23 protein-coding genes are annotated in these 25,276 nt (G+C 42.9%); 14 read left to right on the top strand and 9 right to left on the bottom strand.

What is annotated here, in order from left to right:
- The first annotated feature begins 22 nt into the window (after window positions 1-22).
- Window positions 23-340, top strand: a complete 318-nt coding sequence (locus AACX38_RS03970; RefSeq protein WP_228863572.1) for a DUF1161 domain-containing protein — start codon at window positions 23-25, stop codon at window positions 338-340.
- 64 nt (window positions 341-404) lie between these two features.
- Here AACX38_RS03970 and bioD read toward each other — a convergent pair whose 3' ends face one another.
- The 3 genes from bioD to AACX38_RS03955 form a co-directional block, all read right to left on the bottom strand.
- Window positions 405-956, bottom strand: a complete 552-nt coding sequence (gene bioD / locus AACX38_RS03965; protein WP_228863571.1) for an ATP-dependent dethiobiotin synthetase BioD — start codon at window positions 954-956, stop codon at window positions 405-407.
- Window positions 957-1,081: 125 nt separating this feature from the next.
- A complete protein-coding gene (mlc, locus tag AACX38_RS03960; protein ID WP_228863570.1) occupies window positions 1,082-2,302 on the bottom strand; it encodes a sugar metabolism global transcriptional regulator Mlc in 1,221 nt (406 codons plus the stop codon).
- Between the two features lie 145 nt (window positions 2,303-2,447).
- Complete coding sequence (locus AACX38_RS03955; RefSeq protein ID WP_228863612.1) at window positions 2,448-3,350, bottom strand: LysR family transcriptional regulator; 903 nt, start codon at window positions 3,348-3,350, stop codon at window positions 2,448-2,450.
- A gap of 176 nt (window positions 3,351-3,526) precedes the next feature.
- Between AACX38_RS03955 and AACX38_RS03950 the strand changes: the two genes are divergently transcribed.
- Window positions 3,527-4,795, top strand: a complete 1,269-nt coding sequence (locus tag AACX38_RS03950) for an MFS transporter (protein ID WP_228863569.1) — start codon at window positions 3,527-3,529, stop codon at window positions 4,793-4,795.
- A 138-nt stretch (window positions 4,796-4,933) separates the two neighbouring features.
- On the opposite strand, the gene AACX38_RS03945 is transcribed toward AACX38_RS03950, so the two are convergent.
- Entirely contained in the window at window positions 4,934-5,566 is a 633-nt protein-coding gene (locus AACX38_RS03945; protein WP_099122146.1) for a helix-turn-helix domain-containing protein, read from the bottom strand.
- Window positions 5,567-5,894: 328 nt separating this feature from the next.
- Here AACX38_RS03945 and tus point away from each other — a divergent pair, with 328 nt between their 5' ends.
- Window positions 5,895-6,821, top strand: coding sequence for a DNA replication terminus site-binding protein (gene tus, locus AACX38_RS03940; RefSeq protein WP_228863568.1), 927 nt, complete (start codon window positions 5,895-5,897; stop codon window positions 6,819-6,821).
- Window positions 6,822-6,876: 55 nt separating this feature from the next.
- Here the strand turns inward: tus and fumC are convergent, their stop codons facing one another.
- Window positions 6,877-8,271 carry a class II fumarate hydratase gene (fumC, locus tag AACX38_RS03935; RefSeq protein ID WP_228863567.1) on the bottom strand — a complete coding sequence of 465 codons (1,395 nt, stop codon included), beginning with the start codon at window positions 8,269-8,271 and terminating at the stop codon, window positions 6,877-6,879.
- Window positions 8,272-8,473: 202 nt separating this feature from the next.
- On the opposite strand from fumC, the gene manA reads away from it, so the two are divergent.
- From manA to add, 3 genes are all read left to right on the top strand, one after another.
- Window positions 8,474-9,649 carry a mannose-6-phosphate isomerase gene (gene manA / locus AACX38_RS03930; RefSeq protein ID WP_228863566.1) on the top strand — a complete coding sequence of 392 codons (1,176 nt, stop codon included), beginning with the start codon at window positions 8,474-8,476 and terminating at the stop codon, window positions 9,647-9,649.
- 169 nt (window positions 9,650-9,818) lie between these two features.
- On the top strand, window positions 9,819-11,321 hold the full coding sequence (locus AACX38_RS03925; protein ID WP_228863565.1) for a YdgA family protein: 1,503 nt from the start codon (window positions 9,819-9,821) through the stop codon (window positions 11,319-11,321).
- Between the two features lie 175 nt (window positions 11,322-11,496).
- Complete coding sequence (add, locus tag AACX38_RS03920) at window positions 11,497-12,498, top strand: adenosine deaminase (RefSeq protein WP_228863564.1); 1,002 nt, start codon at window positions 11,497-11,499, stop codon at window positions 12,496-12,498.
- A 75-nt stretch (window positions 12,499-12,573) separates the two neighbouring features.
- On the opposite strand, the gene AACX38_RS03915 is transcribed toward add, so the two are convergent.
- Window positions 12,574-13,554: a bile acid:sodium symporter family protein gene (locus AACX38_RS03915; RefSeq protein WP_228863563.1), complete on the bottom strand. Its 981-nt coding sequence runs from the start codon at window positions 13,552-13,554 to the stop codon at window positions 12,574-12,576.
- Between the two features lie 45 nt (window positions 13,555-13,599).
- Window positions 13,600-14,640 (bottom strand): oxidoreductase, encoded by a 1,041-nt coding sequence (locus AACX38_RS03910; protein WP_228863562.1) that lies wholly within the window; start codon window positions 14,638-14,640, stop codon window positions 13,600-13,602.
- Between the two features lie 129 nt (window positions 14,641-14,769).
- Between AACX38_RS03910 and AACX38_RS03905 the strand changes: the two genes are divergently transcribed.
- The 8 genes from AACX38_RS03905 (at window position 14,770) to nth (ending at window position 22,455) form a co-directional block, all read left to right on the top strand.
- The gene (locus tag AACX38_RS03905) at window positions 14,770-15,210 is read left to right on the top strand and encodes a DUF2569 domain-containing protein (protein ID WP_099111458.1); all 441 of its coding nucleotides are present in this window, start codon (window positions 14,770-14,772) and stop codon (window positions 15,208-15,210) included.
- 117 nt (window positions 15,211-15,327) lie between these two features.
- Complete coding sequence (gene rsxA, locus AACX38_RS03900) at window positions 15,328-15,909, top strand: electron transport complex subunit RsxA (protein ID WP_099111459.1); 582 nt, start codon at window positions 15,328-15,330, stop codon at window positions 15,907-15,909.
- On the top strand, window positions 15,909-16,532 hold the full coding sequence (rsxB, locus tag AACX38_RS03895; RefSeq protein WP_099122530.1) for an electron transport complex subunit RsxB: 624 nt from the start codon (window positions 15,909-15,911) through the stop codon (window positions 16,530-16,532). The genes rsxA and rsxB overlap by 1 nt, the downstream gene beginning before the upstream one ends.
- Complete coding sequence (rsxC, locus tag AACX38_RS03890; RefSeq protein WP_228863561.1) at window positions 16,525-19,374, top strand: electron transport complex subunit RsxC; 2,850 nt, start codon at window positions 16,525-16,527, stop codon at window positions 19,372-19,374. The genes rsxB and rsxC overlap by 8 nt, the downstream gene beginning before the upstream one ends.
- Before the next feature lie 12 nt (window positions 19,375-19,386).
- On the top strand, window positions 19,387-20,466 hold the full coding sequence (gene rsxD / locus AACX38_RS03885; protein WP_228863560.1) for an electron transport complex subunit RsxD: 1,080 nt from the start codon (window positions 19,387-19,389) through the stop codon (window positions 20,464-20,466).
- A gap of 10 nt (window positions 20,467-20,476) precedes the next feature.
- The gene (gene rsxG, locus AACX38_RS03880) at window positions 20,477-21,103 is read left to right on the top strand and encodes an electron transport complex subunit RsxG (protein WP_099111463.1); all 627 of its coding nucleotides are present in this window, start codon (window positions 20,477-20,479) and stop codon (window positions 21,101-21,103) included.
- A complete protein-coding gene (locus AACX38_RS03875; protein ID WP_228863559.1) occupies window positions 21,104-21,808 on the top strand; it encodes an electron transport complex subunit E in 705 nt (234 codons plus the stop codon).
- A gap of 14 nt (window positions 21,809-21,822) precedes the next feature.
- On the top strand, window positions 21,823-22,455 hold the full coding sequence (gene nth / locus AACX38_RS03870) for an endonuclease III (RefSeq protein ID WP_228863558.1): 633 nt from the start codon (window positions 21,823-21,825) through the stop codon (window positions 22,453-22,455).
- A 130-nt stretch (window positions 22,456-22,585) separates the two neighbouring features.
- On the opposite strand, the gene AACX38_RS03865 is transcribed toward nth, so the two are convergent.
- Window positions 22,586-23,032 carry an SMI1/KNR4 family protein gene (locus AACX38_RS03865; RefSeq protein ID WP_228863557.1) on the bottom strand — a complete coding sequence of 149 codons (447 nt, stop codon included), beginning with the start codon at window positions 23,030-23,032 and terminating at the stop codon, window positions 22,586-22,588.
- A 35-nt stretch (window positions 23,033-23,067) separates the two neighbouring features.
- Window positions 23,068-25,276 (bottom strand): RHS repeat domain-containing protein (locus AACX38_RS03860; protein ID WP_228863556.1); only part of this gene is annotated, 2,209 nt, incomplete at its 5' end.

Below are 25,276 nucleotides of genomic sequence, written 5' to 3'. Positions count from 1 at the left end.
ACCAATAAAACAAGGAGATAAGGTGAGAAAATTCTTACTAACCGGGGCTATTTTAATGACTGCAGCTACATCTTTTGTAACTCAGGCATCACAAGATCAAAATCCGCAATCCAATGTAGTGACAAATAAAGTTGTGACATGTGATGTTCTAAAAGAGCAAATAGCGCAGAAAATTATTAACAACGGTGTTAAACAAGCAAACTTTAAGCTTGAAGTTATCGATAATGATCAAGTGGTTAACAGTGGTGAGAAAGTCGTTGGAAGCTGTAACCGTGGCAAACAGAAAATTATTTATACCCGACTTCTTCACACTAATGACGAAAGCCAGTCCACTCACTAATCTATCGCCAAAAGTAATTACTTCACAAGAAGGGAGTGAACACAGTGGCACTCCCTTCTTGTATTCACAGATGATCAAATGTCGATATAACAGTGCTATCCAGATAATGAGATAATTCCCGCTCTTCTGGCCTTAATAGATAAGGAATTTCACCCAGTTGAGGTGCTGGTATGTGACAACGTAACCTTTCCAGTACTTCAGCGTAATGTGCTAAACCGGGATTAATGCGATTGGCTATCCAACCAAGCAATGGCACACCATCACTGATAATGGATTGTGCAGTCAAAATAGCATGATTAACACACCCGGTTTGAATACCTACAACTAAAATTACGGGTAGTTTTTCTCTCACAACCCAGTCAGAATAGAAAGAATTATCTTGTAATAACGCCCGCCAGCCACCATTTCCGTCAACAATCACACGATCTGCCTTATGACTCAGCTTATTAAGACAATCAGTCATTTGAGCAAAATCAACCGAAGTTCCTTCCCCTGTTATAGGTTCATACCCTACAGCAATTTCCTTTTCATTATTAAAGAACTGCAGTAATGCGCGGGTAACAACCGTTTTACCGATATTGGTATCCGTGCCTGTAACAAATAAGCGCGTTAACATAAATTTATTTCCGTAATAACCGATTAGACTGGTTACTCTTTGCTGTAACTAGAGAACTGAGTTGAAGTTTAGGTGATATGTTTGAGATAGGGATTGCGTTAGCTCAATGTTTTGCCTGATGTGTGCTATCCCTGCATAATTTCGAGCAGTAAATGACCACTGTACAAGGATTGCTTGATCAATGATGCGGCTGGTAAGGTTCCTGAATTGGCAAATGCGGTCGCTGCTATATTGACTCTTTGACTATATCCGGGGAGTGAAAGCTGCGTTATTTTCTGTTGAATAACAGGATAAAGAATATGTTTCGCCTCGTTTAGCGGTGAACCAATCAATATCTTATCTGGATTGAAGATATTGACCATAATCGCCATGATTTGCCCTATTCTTTCCCCTACATTCTGGATAATCTCTGTTGCCAGAGGATCACCCTGATTAGCAGCCAGACAAAGCAATTCCACTGTCAGAGGTGTTGCCGGAGATATTAATGAACCAGGGTATTGGCTGGCTAATTCTCGAGCTTTCAGCAAAATATTTTTAATACCGACAACAGTTTCCAGACAGCCCGTATTGCCACAATAGCAACGCTCACCATCAGGTTCGACCTGAGTATGCCCAATCTCAACAACACTCTGATTTCCTGCATGGAGCATTTTCCCGGCGATCATAATGCCAACACCAACGTTATCATCAATAACAACCTGAATAATGTTCTGGCAACCCTTCCCTGCACCATATAAAGATTCAGCTATTGTCCATGCAGTAATGCCATGCTGCAAAAAAACCGGCACGCCGATACGTCGGTATAAAAATGTGCTGAGAGGAAGGTTCTGGATACTGTAATGCGGCGAGTTATGAATAACTCCATTAATCGGGTCAATAATCCCGTTTGTGGTCACACTGATAGCCGTTAAACGCTCGAGGTGGGATTGATGCCGGAAAAAAAAATTATCGATCAGCTCAGAAAGGCAATTCAGAAAAGACTGGTTTTCAGAAGCAGATAAGGATAACTCTTCTTCAACAATAAGATTATTGCCCAAATCCCTAAGCCCAAATACAGTGCTATCTTTATCGATCCGTATACATAAAAATTGCCACCCTTTGCTGTCGGTTTTTAACCCGATTGCTGGACGCCCACGAAACCCTAGATCAGGAAATTCAACTTCTTTCACTAAGTGAGCATCGAACAGTTCTCGGGTAATTTTTGTAATACTGGCAGGTGCTAACTGAGATTTTTTAGAAAGTGCAATACGTGAAATAGGCCCATATTGATCTATCAGACCGTAAACCAGACCAAGATTAATCTGTTTGATTTGGTCAACATGGCTTGGTTGTACGTCTATACTCACTGAGCCTCCCGCTATTTAATTTACACCTCTAAATAATTAGTAATGATTATGTCGTTGTTTAAATTTGAAGATATCCGTTTAGAACAAAAATGTGATCTTTCACACGAATTTCTCGTGATTGTTACGTTTGTTTAACTACTCTCTGTCAACTGTAGATATTTGAGAGCAATAGATCAGTTAACCGCTCTACTGCCGGATTGTTCTGCCGTTTTTTATGGTTAACCAGCCAAACTTCAGAGTGAACCGACGTATGAGCTAACGGAATATATTGCACCCCATCGATTTTCATCCGTATAAATGATTCCGTAACAATACTAATTCCCAAACCAGCGGCAACAAGGCCAAGTATAGTCATCGCTTCGCCTGCTTCCTGTGAAATCATCGGAGATACTCCGGCACTGATAAACAAAGCAATAATTTCATCATATAGAGCCGTTCCCACATCCCGCTCGAAAAAAACCAAAGGGTATTCAGATAACATTTTTATTGTGATCCCTTCGTTTACACACTCCAGTAAAGGATGGCCATCGTACACAGCGAGCATAAAGCGTTCACGAAACAATAGCCGGTGCTGCAAATTATCAGGTAATAACGTATTGCGCATGATCCCGATATCAATCCGACCAGTCTGCAATGGAGCAATCTGAGTTTTGGTGTTCATCTGGTGCATGTGAACCGATACATCAGGGTAACGTTCCCGAAACTGACGTAAGCTAAGCGCCACTTTATGCATAAAAGGTGTGGTAGATGTGAAACCGATTGATATTTCGCCTAATTCACCCTGCTGCATTCTGGCTGCTTTAGTTGCCGCAGCATCAACCTGAGATAATATCTGATAGGCCTCTTTGAGGAACATATGACCAGCTGGTGTCAGGGTAACTGTACGATTATTACGTGCCAGCAATTTGGCTTTAATATTGGCTTCAAGGGACTGGATTTGCTGGCTTAATGGAGGCTGTGAAATGTTCAGTCGCTCTGCTGCACGCCCAAAATGCAGTTCTTCTGCAACCGCAATAAAATAACGTAAGTGCCTTAATTCTATATTAATATTCATCATCTTCCGTCAATTGATATGTTAAAAATATCATTTATTATTATTAATATATTAGACAAAATATTGACAACTTCTTACTCTTGTTCCGGAACCTTTTTATGAAACAAAACATTAACGTTTTTTTAGCCTCTTAGTATAAATCCTGAATGAAGGGATTTTAAGGAAGTAGAATGGGTACAATCTCTGATATCAGTAGAGATTCAGTAGGTGCTGATGTTACACGAGATACTGAAAAAGAAGTTCGTTATAGGGAACATAGTGGTTATATACAGAGCAGCGACCCTGCCTACCTACGTGTTACTTTGTCATTTTTTGCGGTCGGATTAGCAACTTTTGCCCTGCTTTACTTCATCCAGCCTATATTACCTATCTTATCGAAAGAGTTTTCAGTTTCACCAGCTAACAGCAGCTTAGCTCTCTCATTATCTACTGGCATGTTATCACTGGGATTATTGATCACTGGCCCTCTGTCTGATGCAATTGGTCGTAAAAATGTGATAGCTATCTCTCTGATTTTCGCTTCCTTACTTACACTTTTAAGTAGCATGACTACCAGCTGGTATGGTTTTTTAATTATCCGGGCTTTGGTAGGTTTGTCTTTAAGCGGCGTAGCAGCCGTTGCAATGACTTATCTCAGTGAAGAAATTCATCCGAGTTGCGCAGCCTTATCGATTGGACTTTATATCAGTGGAAATTCATTTGGTGGAATGAGCGGACGATTAGTAACCGGTGTAATGACAGATTATTATTCCTGGCATCTTGCTGTCATTTTATTAGGTTCATTTTCACTTATTGCCGCTATCGTATTTTGGGTGATGCTTCCTTCCTCCCAACATTTTAAATCCAGTTCTCTCAAGCCTAAGACATTATTTATTAATCTGAAATTACATTTCCGCGATCAAGGATTGCCCCTTTTATTCGCCGAAGCTTTCTTATTGATGGGAAGCTTTATCACAATGTTTAACTATATTGGCTATCGGTTATTAGATGCTCCCTATCATTTGAGCCAGACAGTAGTGGGATTATTATCTGTTGTTTATCTGACAGGTGTTTACAGTGCAACAAAAGCCGGCTCATTATTGAATAAGCATGGACGAGGAAAGGTGTTACTCATTGCGATCAGTATGATGCTGATTGGTAATTTAATCATGGTTTTTTCCTCTCTCTGGGCTTTGTTCCTCGGTATGACAATTTTGACAATGGGCTTCTTTGCCGCTCATACCGTAGCCAGTGGATGGATAGGCGTAAGAACTAAACGAGCCAAAGCACAGGCTTCATCACTTTATCTGTTCTGTTATTATGCGGGTTCGAGTATATCAGGAACATTAGGTGGAGTATTTTGGTTTTACTATCAATGGAACGGTGTTGCTATTTTTATTTCATTATTAACAATAATAGCTTTTTATATAGGTATGAAGCTCAATAAACTAGCAGCATAATAAAATATATCCAGTGGATCTTGAGAGGCAGAACTCTCTCAAGATCCAGAGAAATATAGATAATCATATGTTATAAAAACGATTATTGTTGAGTGTAGCCAATAAAAAAGTGACTTAAAAAAAAGATAGATATGATTATTAATAATATGATTCTGTTGGCAAAAAAATAACCTTTACTAAATAACCATCAATAATCTCAATATTTTTACTTTTTTTCAGAGAAGCTAATATGCGCTGAATACAACTGCGCGAAAGTGTACATCGCTGTTCTATATATTTAATAGCTGAGATATTTTCTCTGAATTCATTAGGTAACGTGATAAGACGAGATAATAGACTACATACTATATCTTTAGCGCCGTGACGGAATATACTCATATCTCTGGCATATAGGAATGCCATTTTATATGAAATCACTCTCATCCACTCTCTGTAAAGATCATGTTTTTTTATAGCATTCAATGCACTAATACGAGGTAATTGATATATCTTACAATCAGGGCCAAGCTCGATAGAATAATAGGTTTCTGAACCAGAATAAAAAGATAACCCTAAGATATAAGGAGAAAAAACAGTCGAAATAATTAAATTATCTTCTACTCTGCGTATGTTCACATATCCCTGCACTAATAAAAAGAACTTGGCAAATTCATTCTCAATTTTAATTAATGAACCTTGCGTTGGTAAATCTGATAAAATTTCTTCAGAGGAAGGTAATAATGCATCAATAATTTTATTAAAAGAATTCACTGGCTTAATCAATTTATTCATATCAAACCACCCCAGAATAACGTCCATAAAAAATAAAATTTTCTCATACGCTTTAAAAAATGAAGAGCGCTTTACCCAACCGATTTCAAAAAAACTCTCCCAAGAGCGAAGTAATCACACAAAGATAGCAAGCATCTATTTTTAGCTTTTACCATAATGTAGAAATAATTAGCAATAGCCAATTTAAAAGATAATTTGCCATAAACTTCCCTATTTAGCTTTATTTTCTTCTGTTATTGATAGTTGCACTGGATTTTTTGTATTTTAATAAGTATGTTGTAACTAAATTTAAGAAAATCCACTAGAATACAAGTGTGAGCATTCGAATATGAATAAATACCTTTCAATAGAGTCACTTACTTCTTGCTTTAAAAAACAGGAAAAAAAATTAGCTGAATTGGCTGAACTGTTGATGAAATATCCCCTTATTGATGCCCGGGTATTCCAATTGCCACAAATTGAAAAAGGCGATGAACATGAACAGGTTACTGAAATTAAAGTCACTCCTCTACAGGGTGAAGATGCCCTTAACTTAGGTTTACGGTTTTACCAGAAGTTATTCATACATCATAATCATCCCAATATCAGCAGCAAAGCCGCAAGCCGATTACCGGGCGCATTGTGTTTTTCTGTCAGCCAGCAACAATATAAAGCGGCCATGAGTGTTATTGATGAAATCAACGAGTTAAAAACAGAGCTGGAAAATATAGTAACTAAGGAATCAGGCGTCAGCAAAGAACAGCGGTTTGAATTCGTTCATGATCATTTACGCGGTTTAATTACCTTAAATGCCTATCGAACGATTACTCCACTCGTAGATCCGGATACTATCAACTTTGGCTGGGCCAATAAAAACATCATTAATAAAGTAACAAAACAACAAATTCTGGAAAGGCTGGAAAAGAGTTATAATTCCGGTCGTGCAGTCCCACCCTACTCCAGCGATCAGTGGACTGCATTGGTCGCATTGGAAATCACCGATATTAAGAAATTGCCTGATGATGTGGTTTTGAAAATTAAACGACCAGTAAAAGTACAGCCTATCGCACGAGTCTGGTATTCAGAAATACAAAAACAGGTTCAATATGCCTGCCCTCTCCCCATCATCGCTTTTTATACAAAAGATCGTGGCGTAACCCCCAAAGTAGGCTCACTACCAAATTATAACGCCAATACAATCAAATACCGCCACAAACCCAAAGCTAAGCCGCTTGAGCGAATAATTCCCCGTTTACATCTTTATCGGGAAATATAAACAAAAAACCGGAGGAAAAACCTCCGGTTCCACATCAGCCATTAATAGGCAAGAGTTACTTCATACTACCAACCATATCTTCCGGACGAACCCAAGCGTCAAATTCAGCTTCAGTCAGGTAACCCAACTGCATTGCTGATTGTTTCAGAGTCAGGCCTTCTTTATGTGCTTTTTTAGCAATTTCTGCTGCTTTGTCATAACCAATATGAGTATTCAGAGCAGTTACCAGCATCAGAGATTCATTCAGCAACTGAGTAATGCGCTCACGATTAGGCTCAATTCCAATTGCACAATGCTCATTGAAGCTACGCATACCATCAGCTAACAGACGGACGGACTGCAAGAAGTTATGAATGACCATTGGACGGAATACGTTCAGTTCAAAGTTACCGGACGCACCACCAATATTGACAGCCACATCGTTACCCATAACCTGAGCGCACAGCATAGTCATAGCTTCACACTGAGTCGGGTTTACTTTACCCGGCATAATGGAGCTACCCGGCTCATTTTCAGGGATAGAAATTTCACCGATACCACAGCGAGGTCCGGAAGCCAACCAGCGAACATCGTTGGCAATTTTCATCAATGATGAAGCCAGACCTTTCAGTGCACCATGAGAATGAACCAGTGCATCACAAGTGCCTAATGCTTCAAATTTGTTTGGTGAAGTGATAAAAGGCTGACCGGATAATTCAGCGATTTTTTTCGCAACACGAACGGCATATTCAGGGTGAGTATTCAGACCTGTACCAACCGCCGTTCCGCCCAGCGCCAGTTCACAAACATGAGGGATGCTGTTTTCGATGTGTTTCAGGTTATGAGCCAGCATTGCTGCCCAGCCTGAAATTTCCTGACCTAAAGTCAGTGGGGTCGCATCCTGTAGGTGAGTACGGCCAATTTTTACGATATCTTTAAATGCTTCGGCTTTATCTGCCAGCGTTTTTTGCAGAACGTTCAGCTCAGGCAACAGGTGCTCACGTAATGCGATAACTGCCGCAACGTGCATTGCTGTCGGGAAGACGTCATTAGAGCTTTGGCTCTTGTTAACATCATCATTAGGGTGGATCAGGCGTTCATTACCTCTTTGACCACCAAGGATCTCACTACCACGGTTTGCCAGCACTTCATTCATGTTCATGTTACTTTGAGTGCCAGAACCCGTCTGCCAGATAGCGAGAGGGAATTCTGTCGGGTGTTTATCTTCCAACACCTCTTTCGCCGCAGCGATAATTGCATCACCGCGTTCCTTAGGTAAAAGGCCCAGATCCATATTAACACTGGCCGCGGCCTGCTTGGTTAACGCAAGAGCATGAATCAATGCAACAGGCATTTTTTCCTGAGAAATGCGGAAATGCTCCAGTGAGCGCTGAGTTTGCGCTCCCCATAATTGGTCAGCAGGTACTTCGATAGGTCCCATTGAGTCTTTTTCAATGCGAGTGGCTGCCATTACTATCTCCTTAGCACACAGAATAATTGAATACGCCGGATCCAACTGTTTTTAACTCACCCAACAGTGCAGATAAATTAATCGGCATCTCTTTATAATGCCATAAATTTATTATCGATAATGCGACCTAATCGTGTTTATTGTATTGTTGTCATATAAAGTTGTTGTATAAATAAGTTTTTTTATTACAAGGAAATCCGCCATGCTGAAAATGACCAACCAAATCCAACATTATGATTGGGGAAGTACAACCGCACTGACCGATATTTATGGTATCGCGAATCCGGATAATCAGCCTATGGCAGAGCTATGGATGGGCGCACATCCCAAATGCAGTTCTCAGGTAGCTGATCCTGAAACGGGCCAGCCTATTGCCCTAAATCAGCTTATCGCTCAGGACCCGGAAAAATATCTGGGTAAAAAAGTCGCCACGCAGTTCGGGCGGCTACCCTTTTTATTTAAAGTCTTGTGCGCAGCTCAGCCACTTTCTATTCAGGTTCATCCGGATAAATCATCGGCAGAAAAAGGTTTTGCCAGAGAAAATGCTGCGGGTATTCCTCTGGATTCACCCCAGCGTAATTATAAAGATGATAACCATAAGCCTGAATTAGTGTATGCGCTGACTCCATTCAGAGCGATGAATGCTTTCCGGCCTTTATCAGAAATAACTGAGTTACTGAGTTATGTCTCGAACGCACATCCCGATATCCAGCCATTTATTCAACACCCTACCGAGCAGGGTTTATCGTTCCTTTTTGCTCAACTGCTCAATATGCAGGGTAAACAGAAAAGTTTAGCGCTTGCAGTATTGAAATCTGCATTGAATAGCCGTCAGGGAGAGCCATGGGAAACGATTAAAAAAATGACAGAATTTTATCCCGACGATAATGGTCTGTTTACTCCTCTCCTGCTCAATATTGTGGAATTACAACCGGGTCAGGCCATGTTTCTCTATGCCCGCACTCCTCATGCTTATCTTGAAGGTGTTGCATTAGAAGTTATGGCAAATTCAGATAATGTCCTTCGCGCCGGCTTAACCAGCAAACATATCGATGTTCCTGAATTAATGGCAAATCTGGAGTTTACCTCTAAACCTGCTGCCACCTTGTTAACTATCCCAACACAAGAAAAAGAAGCTCTGAATTATTCTGTTCCAGTCAACGATTTTCATTTTTCTATTTATGCTGTTTCAGGGCAGCCGATAACACTGGAAAATGATTCCGCATCGGTTCTATTTTGTTCTGGCGGTCAGATTACAGTCAAGTCTGCTGAGCAGGAACTGAAATTATATGCTGGTGAATCCATCTTCTTAGCCGCGGCAGAGAAAAATGTAACTATTTATGGTAATGGGAAATTGGCCTTAGTATCTAATAAATAATTGTGATTCATATAGTTACAAAGTTACCCATCAGTAGTTAATCACACTTTTATTGAAAAGTGATTAAAATTTCTCTAGTTAATCTATACAATTAACAACTATTTTTTACACAAAGACATATCGCATATGGCAATAATGCCGTATGCGCAAAAAAGGATGGAATTCCCACATGAAAAAATCGCTAGTAGCTGTAGGTGTTATTGTTGCTTTAGGGGCAGCGTGGACAGGCGCGTCCTGGTACACAGGGAAACAAGTTGAAGCGCGTATGGATGCAGCACTCCAAAAAGCAAATACAAAACTGGCCGAAAAAATGCCAGACCTTGGATTGGAGTTGCAGAAAAAAGATGTGAAACGCGGCATCTTTAGCACGGATGTCCAACTTGCTCTTACTAGCAAACTTGATAAGAAAGAAGGCATTGTTATCGCATCCAATATTGAGCATGGGCCTTTCCCTCTTTCCGATATTGCTAAATTTAAATTTAGCCCTAAATTAGCATCAATCCATTCCGAACTAAAAGACGGTGAATTACTGAAAGAACTGTTCGAAATCACCAAAAATAAATCCTTACTTAATGTTGATACCCGTGTCGCGTATGATGGTAATTTATCTTTTGGTATCAATGTTATTCCTGTTGATTACACCACTGAAGAAGGCCTCCATTGGGTCATTTCAGGCGCAGATCTAACTGTAGATACTAATAAGGATTTCAGTGAAATTACATCCACAGGAAAAAGCGATGAAATAAAATTTATTCAGCCTTCTCAGCAAAACACCGAATTTAAAATGAAAAATTTAAGCTTTTCATTTAATAGTAAAAAAAACCAATTTGGTGTCTATCTTGGTGACACTTCATCAAACATAGACGAAGTGAGCCTGAGTGGATTTGGTGAAGATATGATGTCCATTAACGGTATCAAATCATTTTCTACCTTTACTGAAGGTGAAAAGAACAATCTGGATGGAAAATATTCTCTTACCGTTGATGGCATCAAAGTTAAAAACCAGGATTTTGGTTCAGCTAAATTTGTGTTAGGCATGTACCATCTTGATAATCAAGCCTACAGTAAGGTAGACCGGGCAACTTATGAAGCTCTCTTCAAAACAATGAATTCTTTTGATATAGAAAAATATTCTCAGATTACAGATGCTGCGCTGATGGAAAACTTGCCAGCGTTGCTGCAACATAATCCAACATTCACCCTCGAAACTCTTAGCTTCAAAAATAGCAAAGGCGAAAGTACAGCTAACTTCACAACGACTCTGAATAACCTTCCTGGCGATTTCAGTAAGCTACAGAATAGTAATCAAGAAGAAATCATTCGTAGTCTGATCAAAAACTTCTCACTTGACATTAAGCTATCAAAACCAATGCTGACAGAATCTATCGCTCTGTCTGCGATGGTCAAGGGTGAAAACAGGGAAGCAGCCGATGCTACAGGAAAAAGTGTTGTGCAAATGATTGAAGCACAGGCTACGGCACTTAATTTGTTTACCCATACTGATGACTCCATTGACATGAATCTCAATTATGCCGATGACAAAGTCAAATTTAACGGTGAAGAGTTCAACCTGCATCAATTCCTGCTTGATCATAACCTCATCGACTCCTATGATGATGCCGATGAGCAAAATCAGCATGATGGTGAAGCTAGTCTTCCTGCAGCTGAGTAACACAAAACCCTATCAAGGTTCTCTATAAGAAAGTACATGCTGAGGCTGGAGAAGCCTAAACAGCGAAAACATCGTAAAAAAACCGATAGATAGTACTTTCATTGCCAGTCAATGCGTTGACTGGCTTTTTTGTATACTTTTTATGATAACTTTAGTAAAACAAAAAGGATAAAAAATGATTGATACACAGCTTCCGCTGACCGATTTACACCGCCACCTTGACGGTAACATTCGTCCCGAAACGATTCTGGATCTTGGTCGTCAACACAATATCATTCTTCCTGCCTATGAGCTGGAAGCTCTGCGTCCTCATGTTCAGATCATTGAAAGCGAGCCAGACCTCGTCAGTTTCCTGCAAAAACTTGACTGGGGCGTTACTGTACTGGCTGATTTGGATGCCTGTCGCCGCGTTGCTGTAGAAAACGTAGAAGATGCCGTTAATGCCGGTCTGGATTATGCTGAGCTGCGCTTCTCTCCTTATTATATGGCGATGAAACACCAGCTTCCTGTTGAGGGAGTCGTGGAAGCCGTCATCGATGGCATTCATTCCGCCAGCAAGCAGCACGATATCCAAATCCGTCTGATTGGTATTCTGAGCAGAACATTCGGAGAAAAAGCCTGCTCTGAGGAATTAGCCGGTCTGCTCGCTCATAAGCAATATATTACTGCAATGGATTTAGCGGGTGATGAGCTGGGTTTCCCCGGGCATTTATTTGAACAACACTTTATTCAGGCCCGTGATGCAGGCTGGAATATCAGCGTACACGCCGGAGAAGCAGCAGGTGCAGAAAGTATCTGGCACGCGATTCGTGAACTGGGAGCAACCCGAATTGGTCATGGTGTTAAAGCCATTACCGATCCGGCACTGATGGATTATTTGGCAGAGCACCGTATTGGTATTGAATCCTGCCTGACATCAAACCTGCAAACCAGCACTGTCAGCGCTTTATCTGCTCACCCACTGAAAAAGTTCCTTGAACATGGCATTCCGGCATCCATCAATACTGATGATCCGGCTGTTGAAGGAATTGAAATTCGCCATGAATACCATGTTGCCGCCCCTGCCGCAGGCTTGTCACCAGAGCAGATCCGACTGGCACAGATAAATGGTCTGGAAACTGCATTCCTCAGCGAAGCGGAAAAACAGGCATTAAGAATGAAAGTCGCAAACCGTTAACAGACGGTTTAAGCTTATATCAGGCTGATGATATGAGGGTATAAAGGCAGAAATTACTCTGCCTTTTTTGAACAATTAGACCTTTTTTGAACGTCTGGCATATCGATTGGCGAGTACAGCACAAACCATCAGCTGGATTTGATGGAATATCATCAGTGGCAACAGCATAATGCCCACCATTGCGGCCGGAAATAGCACATTTGCCATCGGCACACCATTGGCAAGGCTTTTCTTCGAACCACAAAAAACGATTGTTATTTCATCTTCTTTACTGAACCCTAGTAAGCGTGAACTGTATACATTGATGGTTAATACCACAGCAAGCAGAACACAGCAGACAATACCGATCATTATCAGTGAGTAAGCATCAATTTTATACCAGATTCCTTCGACAACGGCTTCGCTGAATGCAACATAAACCACCAGCAAAATAGATGAGCGATCGGTGATATTAACCAGTTTTTTATGCTTTTCGACCCAATTAGCAATCAATGGACGTGACAAATGGCCAACAATAAAAGGTACCATCAATTGCAGGATAATATCTTTTATCGCCTGCCATGTATCAGGATGGCTTCCACCATCATGCGTCTGGATAAGATAACCGACAAGTAGAGGTGAGAGAAATATTCCCAGTAAGCTGGAAGCAGAAGCACTGCATATTGCTGCAGCAACATTGCCTTTGGCAACGGAGGTAAAAGCGATGGCTGACTGCACCGTGGCTGGTAATGCACAAAGATACAGAAACCCCATGTAAACAGACGGTGACATCCATTCCGGCACAATGAAATGTAACCCCATACCCAGTACAGGAAACAAAACAAACGTGCTCAGAAAGATAACCAGATGTAAACGCCAGTGCCCTATTCCCGCCAGAATGGCATCACGCGAAAGTTTGGCTCCATGCATAAAAAATAACAGTGCAATGGCTGCCGTAGTCAGGTACTGGAACCACGTTTTCACTTCCCCTTCACAGGGAAAAAACGATGCAATCATGACCACAGTAAGCAGTGTTAACAGAAAAGGATCTATTTTTAATTTTTGCAACCAATTCATCAGTACCCTACCTCTTGCCTTAGGATTACTCCATCACTAAATCAGTCAATCGATAACTACTGTACGTTGTTCTTTCGCTGATTTTTCACCTGCTTCAATCAGTTTCATAATCAGGATAGCTTCCTCCGCCGTCACAGGATTCGGTTTTCCCGCCAAAATAGCATCACGGACAGCAGCATAATACGCGCCATAATTACCCGGTAAATTAGGAACAGTCTGCGTAATCAGATTATCATTTTGTGACACTGTCACATGACCATCACGCGCATCATATCCCCAATTTTCTTGTGTCAGGCTTTCTCCGGCCTTCAGACAATCTTCCTGTGTATCTAAACCATATTTTACGTAACTGCCAGACATACCATGTAAGGTATAAATAGGAGATTCTGCGGCAACAAGCATTGATGCATGTAATACAACTTTCAGCGTAGGGTATTTTAACTGAGCATGGAAGTAATCAGCAGTTTCAGCATTTGGACGTATTATGCCCAAATCGGTTGTAATGGCCTGAGGTTTGCCAAAAAGTTGCACCGCTTGATCCAACAAATGAGGGCCTAAATCATACCAAATCCCACTGCCTGCGCCTGCCGCCTCTCTCCAGCGTTGACGTACAGCCGGGCGATAACGGTCAAAATGAGATTCATAATACTTTAATTCGCCCAACACATTGTCTTTCAGTAGTGACTGAACTGTCAGAAAACCCGAATCCCAGCGACGATTATGAAATACCGATAATAATAAATTAGCCTCTTCTGCCTGTTTTTTGAGGGCTTCGGCTTCTGCCACCGTAATCGTGAAAGGCTTATCGACCACAACATGCTTTCCGGCGGCCAACGCTTTTTGTGCTAATGGGAAATGTGTATCGTTAGGCGTTGGGATCACAATAAGATCAATGTCAGGATCGTTAAATAATGCTTCTGGAGAAGAAGCAACATTCATGTCCGGCCAGTCTTTTTTGACTTTTTCGGCATCACTGCTGGAAATAGCAACTAATTCTACATTCGGCGTTCCCGCAATCAATGGCGCATGAAACGTTTTACTGGCATAACCATATCCAACCAGACCAACCTTCAGAAGATGACTCATAATGACCTCTCAACATTTACAAAAAGGATAAAAAAATATCACCTGCGGTGACTCATTAGCAAATAATCTTACTTCCTGTGTTACTATCTTTTTTATATTTGAATACCCATCATGGAGAGAATGTTTTGTATGTATCAATCCAATGATTATTACCGTATTAATGGTTGGCTATTAGCCCCTGCTGCTTATTTAGTCATGACATTTATTGCTGCCAGTACAATGTTAGTGTTATATGGAATAACCTATTCCTATCAAAGTACGTTAATTCATCGAATAGGTGGCGATTTCGCAGTCCAATGGTATATATCCGTATTAACCACGGCTATTATGTGGTGTTTTACGCTTTGGGTATTAAAATTGCTTTTTATTCGTTCAAAACGGTTCCCGCGTATTTTTATCATCTGGCTGACACTTTCAGTACTTATTGCTGTCAAAGCTTTTGCATTCTCCCCCATTTCTGACGAACTTGCAGTCAGCTCATTACTTTGGTCACTATTAGCGGCTGCTGTTTTTGTTCCTTATATTAAGCGCTCTTATCGGGTAAAAATGACTTTCACACAAGATCGATAACATCCCCCACAATTGGTTGTTATCATTGCCCCACTTGCCTCACCGCAACGTGGGGAGTTTCTGTCACTTTCACGACTATATTATTTTCATCAAATAATCTTATTTTCAGGTATAGCAATGACTGAATACCTTCTGTTATTTATTGGCACGGTTCTGGTCAATAACTTCGTTTTAGTGAAGTTTTTGGGCCTATGTCCGTTTATGGGTGTTTCAAAAAAGCTTGAAACCGCTATTGGTATGGGAATGGCGACCACATTTGTTCTGACGCTTGCCTCCATCAGTTCATGGCTGGTAAATACTTATATTCTTATTCCATTGGATTTGGTTTATTTACGCACACTAAGTTTCATTCTTGTAATTGCTGTTGTCGTTCAGTTCACTGAGTTAGCTGTCCGTAAAACCAGCCCCTCACTCTACCGTTTATTAGGCATTTTCCTGCCTCTGATAACAACAAACTGTGCTGTACTCGGCGTAGCTCTGCTGAATGTTAATCAATCGCATAACTTTTTACAGTCTGCTGTATATGGTTTCGGTGCTGCGGCCGGGTTTTCACTTGTCATGGTGCTCTTTGCCGCCATTCGTGAACGTCTGGCTGTTGCCAATATACCTGCCCCTTTTCGTGGTTCATCGATAGGGCTTGTCACTGCAGGGTTAATGTCCCTTGCATTTATGGGCTTTAGTGGTTTGGTGAAATTCTGATGATATCTTTATGGATTGCTGTCGGCGTACTCAGTGTACTCGGGTTAATTTTTGGATTAATTCTGGGTTTTGCTGCTCGCCGTTTTAAGGTGGAAGAAGATCCAATAGTTGAAAAAGTTGATAATCTGTTGCCACAAAGTCAGTGTGGGCAATGTGGTTATCCGGGCTGCCGCCCTTATGCCGAGGCGGTTATCAACAATGGAGAGATGATCAACAAATGTGCTCCGGGCGGAGAGCAAGTGATGCTCAAAATGTCTGAATTGCTCGGCGTTGATCCACAACCGCTGGATGGCGATGAAAGCATACAAAACCCGGCCAGAAAAGTTGCTTTTATTGATGAAGAAAACTGCATAGGCTGCACAAAGTGTATTCAGGCCTGTCCTGTTGATGCAATTATCGGTGCAAACCGCGCAATGCATACCGTAGTTGAAGATCTCTGCACTGGCTGCGATTTATGTGTCGCCCCATGCCCGACCGATTGCATCACGATGATCCCTGTAGCCACTACCACATCCAACTGGAAATGGGATTTGAATTCCATTCCGGTCAAAAATATTCCTGCTGAACCAAATTCTTTGTTTATGTCATCTGTTAAGCCTGTTGAGGTTAAAGTCAATGTTTAACCTATTCAATTTGCTTACCAACGAAAACAAAATATGGGATTTCGATGGTGGCATCCATCCGCCGGAAATGAAGCTGCAATCCAGCCGGACACCATTACGCTATGCTCCGTTACCAGAGGAATTAATTATTCCCCTCCAGCAGCATATTGGCCCGGAGGGAGAGTTGCTGGTAAAAGCCGGAGATAAAGTATTGAAGGGCCAGCCACTGACACAGGGTTCTGGTAGAACCGTCCCTGTTCATGCTTCAACTTCCGGTACGATCACAGCCATTGAACCCTGTGTTACAGCTCACCCATCGGGTCTGAAAGAATTATGCGTCCGTTTGCTACCGGATGGTCAAGATCAATGGTGCGAACAAGTTAAAACCTTAGATTACACATCCCTTGATGCTGATACTTTACTACAACGTATTCATGCATCAGGTATTGCTGGCCTTGGCGGAGCAGGGTTTCCGACAGCGGCAAAATTGAAAGGTGGCGGGAACTACATCAACACATTGATCATCAATGCAGCCGAATGTGAACCTTATATCACAGCAGATGATCGCCTGATGCAGGAACATGCCAGCGAAATCATTGAAGGCATCCGCATTCTGATGCATCTGCTTAATCCGAAGCAGGTTCTGATTGGTATCGAAGATAACAAACCAGAAGCGATCAGCGCTCTGAATCTTGCCCTGCAAGGTGATAAATCGATTGCCGTGCGTGTCATTCCGACAAAATACCCTTCCGGTGGAGCAAAGCAGCTAACCAAGATACTGACAGGCAAGGAAGTCCCGTCTGGTGGCCGCTCTTCTGATATTGGTACCCTGATGCAGAATGTCGGTACTGTGGTGGCTATTAAACGGGCTATTATTGATGGGGAACCATTGATTGAGCGCGTGGTTACCCTGACAGGAGAAGCTGTTGCTTCACCCGGTAATTTCTGGGCACGCTTAGGAACACCGGTTCAGTTTCTGTTGCAACAGGCCGGGTTTATTCCTCAGTCAGAGCAGATGGTCGTTATGGGTGGCCCGTTAATGGGTTTTACTCTGCCTGACTTGAATGTCCCCATCGTCAAAATCAGCAACTGTATACTTGCTCCTTCTATACAGGAAATGGAGCCAAAAACTACAGAAGAAGCCTGTATTCGTTGTGGTTTATGTGTTGAGGCCTGCCCTGCCGGATTATTACCTCAACAACTTTACTGGTTCAGCCGGGGCCAGGAACACGAAAAAGCCAAAAACCATAACTTATTTGACTGTATTGAGTGTGGGGCCTGTGCTTATGTCTGTCCCAGTAATATCCCGCTTGTTCAATACTACCGGCAGGAAAAAGCTGAAATACGCGCCATTGATGCTGAAACCCGCCGGGCTGCCGAAGCTAAACTAAGGTTTGAAGCCAAGCAGGCACGTATGGAGCGCGAAAAACTGGCTCGTGAAGAACGTCATAAAAAAGCAGCCGTTCAGGTAGGCAATCAGGATACAAACGCTGTACAGGCCGCATTGGCTCGCGTGAAGGAAAAACAATCCTCTGCGGGAGAGGAAATCACCGTACAAGCCGGTCAGTTACCTGATAATTCGGCAGCAATTGCAGCACGTAAGGCCAGAAAAGAACAATTACGCGCTCGCCAGGCTGAAAAACAGACAGCGAATGCAACTACAACAACCGCAGACTCTGTAGCAAACGAAGAAGATCCGCGTAAAGCGGCTCTTGCAGCCGCCATTGCCCGCGCCAAAGCGAAGAAAACTGCTCAGGCTCAGCCTGAATCGGCACCCGCGCCAGAAGTTCAGCCGGAGGTTTCGGAAGAAACGGATCCGCGTAAAGCGGCTCTTGCAGCCGCGATTGCCCGCGCTAAAGCGAAAAAAGCCGCTCAGGCGCAGCCTGAACCGGCACCCGCGCCAGAAGTTCAGCCTACAGTTTCAGAAGAAGCGGATCCGCGTAAAGCCGCTGTCGCAGCAGCTATTGCCCGCGCTAAAGCGAAAAAAGCCGCTCAGGCGCAGCCTGAACCGACACCCGCGCCAGAAGTTCAGCCGGCGGTTTCGGAAGAAACGGATCCGCGTAAGGCCGCTGTTGCAGCAGCCATTGCTCGTGCTAAAGCGAAAAAAGCGGCTCAGGCTCAACCTGAACCGGCACCCGCTCCAAAAGTTCAGCCTACGGTTTCGGAAGATGCAGATCCGCGTAAAGCCACTGTTGCGGCGGCCATTGCTCGTGCCAAAGCGAAAAAAGCGGCTCAGGCTCAACCTGAACCGGCACCCGTATCAGAAGTTCAGCCGGCAGTTTCGGAAGAAATTGATCCGCGTAAGGCTGCTGTTGCAGCTGCCATTGCTCGTGCCAAAGCGAAAAAAGCCGCTCAGGCTCAGCCTGAACCAACACCCACGCCAGAAGTTCAGCCTACAGTTTCAGAAGAAGCGGATCCGCGTAAAGCCGCTGTCGCAACAGCTATTGCCCGTGCCAAAGCGAAAAAAGCGGCTCAGGCTCAACCTGAACTAACACCCGCGCCAGAAGTTCAGCCTACGGTTTCGGAAGATGCGGATCCGCGTAAAGCCGCTGTCGCAGCAGCGATTGCTCGTGTAAAAGCGAAGAAAACTGTTCAGGTTCAGCCTGAACCGGCACCCGCGCCAGAAGTTCAGCCTACGGTTTCGGAAGATGCGGATCCGCGTAAAGCCGCTGTCGCAACAGCGATTGCTCGTGTAAAAGCAAAGAAAGCGGCTCAGGCTCAACCTGAACCAACACCAGCGCCAGAAGTTCAGCCTACGGTTTCAGAAGAAGCGGATCCGCGTAAAGCGGCTGTCGCAGCGGCCATTGCTCGTGTAAAAGCGAAGAAAGCTGCTCAGGAAAAACAAGAAACTCTAACAGAATAGTGACATTTATCGATGAAATTTAGGCCAGTCAACACTGACAATAACCTGTTAAAAGTCGCCAGTTCGCCTTTTACACACAGTAAAAAAAATACCAGCCAAATTATGTTATGGGTGGTTTTTGCTGCTATACCCGGTATCGCACTACAAACTTACTTCTTTGGTTATGGAACACTAATCCAGATCTTATTGGCAGTTATTACCGCTCTGTTGGCAGAATCCGCTGCTATCACATTAAAAAAACAGCTGGTTATTCCCTGCCTGAAAGATAACTCTGCCTTAGTCACCGGATTGCTGCTGGGGATCAGCCTGCCACCACTGGCACCGTGGTGGCTCATCGTTCTGGGTACTTTCTCCGCCATTATCATTGCCAAGCATCTTTATGGCGGTCTGGGACAAAACCCATTTAATCCGGCGATGGTTGGTTATGTGGTTCTGCTTATCTCATTTCCGGTACAAATGACCAGCTGGATGCCCCCCGCTTCCTTACAGGCCGTTACTTTGACTCCCTTGGAGTGTCTGATGGTCATTTTCACAGGTCATACACCTGACGGCTCGACTCTATTACAACTTTTACAGGGTATTGATGGATTAAGTCAGGCCACACCGCTGGACAGCTTCAAAACCGGAAGGCTGACACATGATATAAGTGAAGTATTACAACAGCCCATCTTGCAAGGGGCTCTGGCAGGCATTGGCTGGCAGTGGATAAATATAGCTTACCTGTTTGGCGGATTAATCATGCTGAACCGCAAAATCATTAGCTGGCATATTCCAACAACATTTATTCTGGTACTGGGAAGCTGTGCCCTGATTAGCTGGCTGATTGATCCCGGTCGTTACTCACCGCCTTTATTACAGCTCTTTTCCGGAGCAACTATGTTAGGTGCATTTTTTATCGCCACCGATCCGGTCAGTGCTTCAACAACACCAAAAGGCCGCCTGATTTACGGTGCCATTATTGGTTTACTGATTTGGATAATTCGAGTTTATGGCGGTTACCCGGATGCAGTCGCTTTCGCTGTTTTACTGGCAAACATCTGTGTACCTCTGATCGACAATTACACTCAGCCTCGTGCTTACGGTCATAAATAAGGGAGTGACTATGTTAGAAACTATGCGACGTCACGGTATTACTCTCGCTATTTTTGCCGCCTGCACGACAGGGTTAACTGCGGTTGTCTATTCCTTAACAAAGGACAGGATTGCCGAGCAGGCTGCATTACAGCATAAAATATTACTGGATCAGGTTGTTCCACCCGCTCTCTATGATAACGATATGCCAAATGAATGCTATCTGGTAACAGCGGATGCTCTGGGCAGCCAACAACCTCATCGCCTCTATCTCGCCCGTAAAAATGGAATTCCTGTTGCGGCAGCACTAGAAAGCACTGCTCCAGATGGTTATTCCGGTGCAATCCAATTGTTGGTCGGGGCTGACTTTTCCGGCAAGGTGTTTGGTGTTCGTGTGACGGAACACCATGAAACACCGGGATTAGGGGATAAAATTGATACCCGTATCTCCAATTGGATTTATGCGTTTTCCGGCAAAAAAATTACCTCACCAAGCGATCCACACTGGGCGGTGAAAAAAGATGGCGGAGAATTTGATCAGTTTACCGGAGCAACCATTACCCCACGTGCTGTGGTCAACGCCGTTAAACGCACAGCAATCTATATGGAAACCATTCCGGCACAACTTTCTTCATTACCGACATGTGGAGCCAAATAAATGAGTGAAACCAAGAACCTGTTTCTTCAGGGGTTATGGAAGAACAACTCTGCATTAGTACAGCTTCTGGGGCTTTGCCCCCTTTTAGCCGTCTCTTCTACTGCCACCAATGCATTGGGATTGGGGCTGGCAACAACGCTGGTGCTGCTGAGTACCAATATTGCCGTATCCGCCCTGCGCCGCTGGGTTCCCCATGAAATCCGCATTCCGATTTATGTGATGATCATTGCCTCTGTCGTCAGTGCCGTTCAGATGTTAATCAATGCCTTTGCATTCGGGTTATATGAATCACTGGGCATTTTTATTCCGCTGATCGTGACTAACTGTATCGTTATCGGCCGTGCAGAAGCCTACGCATCAAAAAACTCTATCTATCACTCAGCGATTGATGGTATTGCTATGGGATTCGGGGCAACGTTTGCCCTGTTCGTTCTGGGTGCGATGCGTGAAATTCTGGGCAATGGCACACTGTTTGATGGTGCAGATCTGTTATTAGGAAGCTGGGCTAAAGTCCTGCGGATTGAAATTATTCATATGGATTCCCCGTTCCTGCTCGCTATCCTGCCACCGGGAGCCTTTATCGGATTAGGATTAATGCTGGCGGGGAAATACATTATTGATGAACGCCTCAGAAACCGTTCAGAGAGCAAAACACGTCACTACGAAGTGGATAAAGGCTGTGGCAGCAATATCACAAAAGGCTAAGGGTGTAATCAGGCATGAATAAACAAAAACGGGTCGAAATTCTGACCCGCTTACGGGATAACAACCCAACACCAACCACTGAACTGGTTTTCAATTCACCGTTTGAATTATTGATTTCGGTATTGTTGTCTGCTCAGGCGACTGATGTCAGCGTGAATAAGGCAACAGCAAAATTGTATCCGGTTGCCAATACGCCACAAACTATTCTTGATTTAGGCGTTGATGGCTTAAAAGAGTATATAAAAACCATCGGGTTATATAACACCAAAGCCGAGAACGTGATTAAAACCTGCCGGATTTTGCTGGAAAAGCATCAAGGCGAAGTGCCGGAAGATCGCGCAGCGCTGGAGGCATTACCGGGCGTGGGCCGTAAAACGGCCAACGTTGTGCTGAACACCGCGTTTGGCTGGCCTACCATTGCGGTTGATACCCATATTTTCCGCGTCAGCAACCGGACGCAGTTTGCACCGGGGAAAAATGTTGATGAAGTGGAAAAGAAACTGCTGAAAGTCGTCCCCGATGAGTTCAAGGTTGACTGTCATCACTGGCTAATATTACACGGACGCTATACTTGCATTGCCCGTAAACCGCGTTGTGGATCTTGCATTATTGAAGATCTGTGTGAGTTTGAGGATAAAACAGATTAACAGAGATTTATAAACCAAATCTAACGCCTCTTTTGTTGAAAACAATAAGAGAGGCATTAAACTCTCATTCTAAGCAAGATAAAACACCACACTTAACTTGCTGATATAATATATTAATTTTATATAAACCTTATCTAAGGCTTCTATAAAATTTAATTTCTTCTAATATATATTCACTAAAAGTGTATTCAGTTTTTTTTATTGGATTTCCTTCTGTATAACTATACACGATAGGATCTTGTTGTGTTCTATCAACAAAGAATAAAGATGAATAACCTTGATGTAAGAGAAATGCAAACATATTTTCCGGTGGAGTGATCATATTTTCATACATTAACTCTATCACTCCTTCATTTATGTCATCTAGTTCATCAAATGAGATTGAAGTGCCTATTTGAAAATCTCCGGCGTCAATTCCCATAAGCGATAAAAAAAGCTTATAGCTCTCAGGTAATGCCCCATATTTACTTTCAAGCTCAGAAAGTTGCTTAGCATCACAGCCTTGAACCACTCTTCCACTGGACATTATTTCACCTGCAAATTTACTCAGTTCATTAGCTAATGATTTTATTTTCATCTTATCTCTCTTTTTATGATTGTTTATCAGTGGATTTAATCTTTTAGTTTTTTTGATATATCCGACCCATCCTTTTTAGTCAACTCAAAATCGCCTACTTTTTTTCCAGTATATTGATTATTAATACCACGAATTTCATCATAAGAAATATGTTTATCAATAACTCCCCCAGCTTTTTCCCCTCTAATGCTTATTCCACTATTATCGCCCCCCATAGTAAAGTCTTCAGAATATTTTTTCCCCGTAGCAGTTATGTGAAATTCAGAATTATTATGTTTTTCAATAAACTGATTAAGACCGTAATAGCATGAGTCACAAACTGCAATTTTTGAATGCATCTCAACATGGATGCTTGAGGGATTTTTCTGAGCAGAAATTATTTGTTCCAGTTGTTCTAAACTTTTCAGTTCTGTATCAAGATGTCGAGAATTAGATACTGGAAAATTTAATAATGTCCTATTAGTAGGGTCTGGTACAAATGCCTCCTGATATCCAGAATGATATTTACCACTAACGGAGTCTATATAGCCTGTAACCGTTCTATTATCAGTATTAATAGTATACTTCATCGAGAAAAAATTTCTGCTATCCTTGTCAATGCCAAGTTCTTTAAAGTTTTTTTCGATAAACGCTACTCTATCTTTAGGACTTTCAATTTCATGAAGCTCTGCAATCTTCTCAGGATTTGCATGCAGACATTTTTTTGCAAGCCCAAACGGATCAACCCAATTTGCTGGATTATCGACATACCCATACGGATTCAACCCGCCCAGCAGCCCAATGGGGTCAGGAGTAATATATTGTCCTATATCTCCATCATAATACCGAAACCGATTGTAGTATAACCCGCTTTCCTCATCCTCATACTGCCCTAAGAAGCGCAAATTGCAGCTAACGTGATAATCTTCATCATTTGCTGCCAATAATGGCATCCGTTCAGCTTTTCCCCATGTCCTTAATCGGCTTGCCCATACTAGTTTGCCATTTTCACTCAGTATTTCCCGTGGCGTTCCCTGATGATCGCTGACGATATAATGCAGTTTGCCTTTTTCATAGCGGGCTGAAGGCGTTAACACACCCGGTTGATATAACCAGCAAATACTTCGCTCATAGGCAGGTGTGCCATCCGCATAAAGCGGAACTTCCTCAACCATCCGATCACCGCTCCACAAGTAATCATAGCCGGTGATGGCGTCGGGTTTTGCTGTTAAATCTGGCTTACCATTCAACCAGCGTTGCAGGTTCGCAGTGGTCAGTTTGCCATCATGCACTTTTAATTTGCGGATACGCCGCCCGAACGCATCATAACGATAGAGCCAACGTGAACCATCGGGTGTTTCACAGTGTGTAAGCTGATTTTGGGTATCCCAACGATAACGCCATATCTGTGGCCGGAAACCATCATGATGTTCGGTTTTTTCCACTTGCCTGCCGTTATCATCGTAACGATAAGTGACATTGTCACGCTTAACAACCCGACCTGTCTGCTGATGTTGTTCAACCTGTTCAATTACTCCTTTTGCATCCACCAGCACATGCAAATTCAAGTTACCATTGGGGTCATAACCAAATTGTTCTTCATAGGGCAATCGGCCGTTAAATGTAGCACTGATGATCTGGTCATTCTGGTTATAACGATAACGAGTCTGCCCCCAGATACCATCATCGATCATGCTGACACTGTAGGCTCGGTCATATTGCCAACTGCGGTTAACTGCGGTGGCCTGTGGCGGAAAATGGGGATCATTTTGTGCCAGCGTTTCACGGAAGAATGCTGTTGCCCGTCCGGCTGATTGGTGTGCCAGCAGTCCCGTAGTGGTATAGCGGCTGGCAAGAATAAACCCCTCTGCACTTTCCCGTACTGTTTCCCGTCCTAAAGCATCATGGCTCAAAGTCAGTGGTGTATGCTGGTTAAACTGGAAGTGGTTAACCGCTCCCATCAAGTTATAGCCAAATTGCAACGTATGCCCACCGATAGTTTCAGCGATTATTTGCTCGAGATCGTTCCACTCACGGGTCACTTCCCGTCCATTAATACGCTCACAAACAGGCAGTCCAACCGCGTTGTATTCATATTCCACCACCGCATCATCATTGTTTGCACGGGTAAGCTGACGACGGGCGTTATATTCATAACCCGAATTCTGGATAAAAAATTGACGTGAGGCCTGTTCCAGGAGCAAAGTTTTGGTGAAAGCCGAAAACCACTCCGGAGAGGAACAGGCTATGAACAAATTAGTTGAA

The sequence above is a fragment of the Xenorhabdus sp. PB30.3 genome, assembly GCF_963895965.1.
Taxonomy (GTDB): domain Bacteria; phylum Pseudomonadota; class Gammaproteobacteria; order Enterobacterales; family Enterobacteriaceae; genus Xenorhabdus; species Xenorhabdus stockiae.
Note: the sequence above shows the minus strand (reverse complement) of the source record. Positions and strands in the feature narration are given on the sequence as shown.

Coding starts and splice junctions, on each gene's coding strand:
- bioD (WP_228863571.1), bottom strand. CDS start 956: ATGTTAACGCGCTTATTTGTTACAGGCACGGATACCAATATCGGTAAA.
- AACX38_RS03950 (WP_228863569.1), top strand. CDS start 3,527: ATGGGTACAATCTCTGATATCAGTAGAGATTCAGTAGGTGCTGATGTT.
- AACX38_RS03945 (WP_099122146.1), bottom strand. CDS start 5,566: ATGAATAAATTGATTAAGCCAGTGAATTCTTTTAATAAAATTATTGAT.
- tus (WP_228863568.1), top strand. CDS start 5,895: ATGAATAAATACCTTTCAATAGAGTCACTTACTTCTTGCTTTAAAAAA.
- fumC (WP_228863567.1), bottom strand. CDS start 8,271: ATGGCAGCCACTCGCATTGAAAAAGACTCAATGGGACCTATCGAAGTA.
- manA (WP_228863566.1), top strand. CDS start 8,474: ATGCTGAAAATGACCAACCAAATCCAACATTATGATTGGGGAAGTACA.
- AACX38_RS03925 (WP_228863565.1), top strand. CDS start 9,819: ATGAAAAAATCGCTAGTAGCTGTAGGTGTTATTGTTGCTTTAGGGGCA.
- add (WP_228863564.1), top strand. CDS start 11,497: ATGATTGATACACAGCTTCCGCTGACCGATTTACACCGCCACCTTGAC.
- AACX38_RS03915 (WP_228863563.1), bottom strand. CDS start 13,554: ATGAATTGGTTGCAAAAATTAAAAATAGATCCTTTTCTGTTAACACTG.
- AACX38_RS03910 (WP_228863562.1), bottom strand. CDS start 14,640: ATGAGTCATCTTCTGAAGGTTGGTCTGGTTGGATATGGTTATGCCAGT.
- AACX38_RS03905 (WP_099111458.1), top strand. CDS start 14,770: ATGTATCAATCCAATGATTATTACCGTATTAATGGTTGGCTATTAGCC.
- rsxA (WP_099111459.1), top strand. CDS start 15,328: ATGACTGAATACCTTCTGTTATTTATTGGCACGGTTCTGGTCAATAAC.
- rsxB (WP_099122530.1), top strand. CDS start 15,909: ATGATATCTTTATGGATTGCTGTCGGCGTACTCAGTGTACTCGGGTTA.
- rsxC (WP_228863561.1), top strand. CDS start 16,525: ATGTTTAACCTATTCAATTTGCTTACCAACGAAAACAAAATATGGGAT.
- rsxD (WP_228863560.1), top strand. CDS start 19,387: ATGAAATTTAGGCCAGTCAACACTGACAATAACCTGTTAAAAGTCGCC.
- rsxG (WP_099111463.1), top strand. CDS start 20,477: ATGTTAGAAACTATGCGACGTCACGGTATTACTCTCGCTATTTTTGCC.
- AACX38_RS03875 (WP_228863559.1), top strand. CDS start 21,104: ATGAGTGAAACCAAGAACCTGTTTCTTCAGGGGTTATGGAAGAACAAC.
- nth (WP_228863558.1), top strand. CDS start 21,823: ATGAATAAACAAAAACGGGTCGAAATTCTGACCCGCTTACGGGATAAC.
- AACX38_RS03865 (WP_228863557.1), bottom strand. CDS start 23,032: ATGAAAATAAAATCATTAGCTAATGAACTGAGTAAATTTGCAGGTGAA.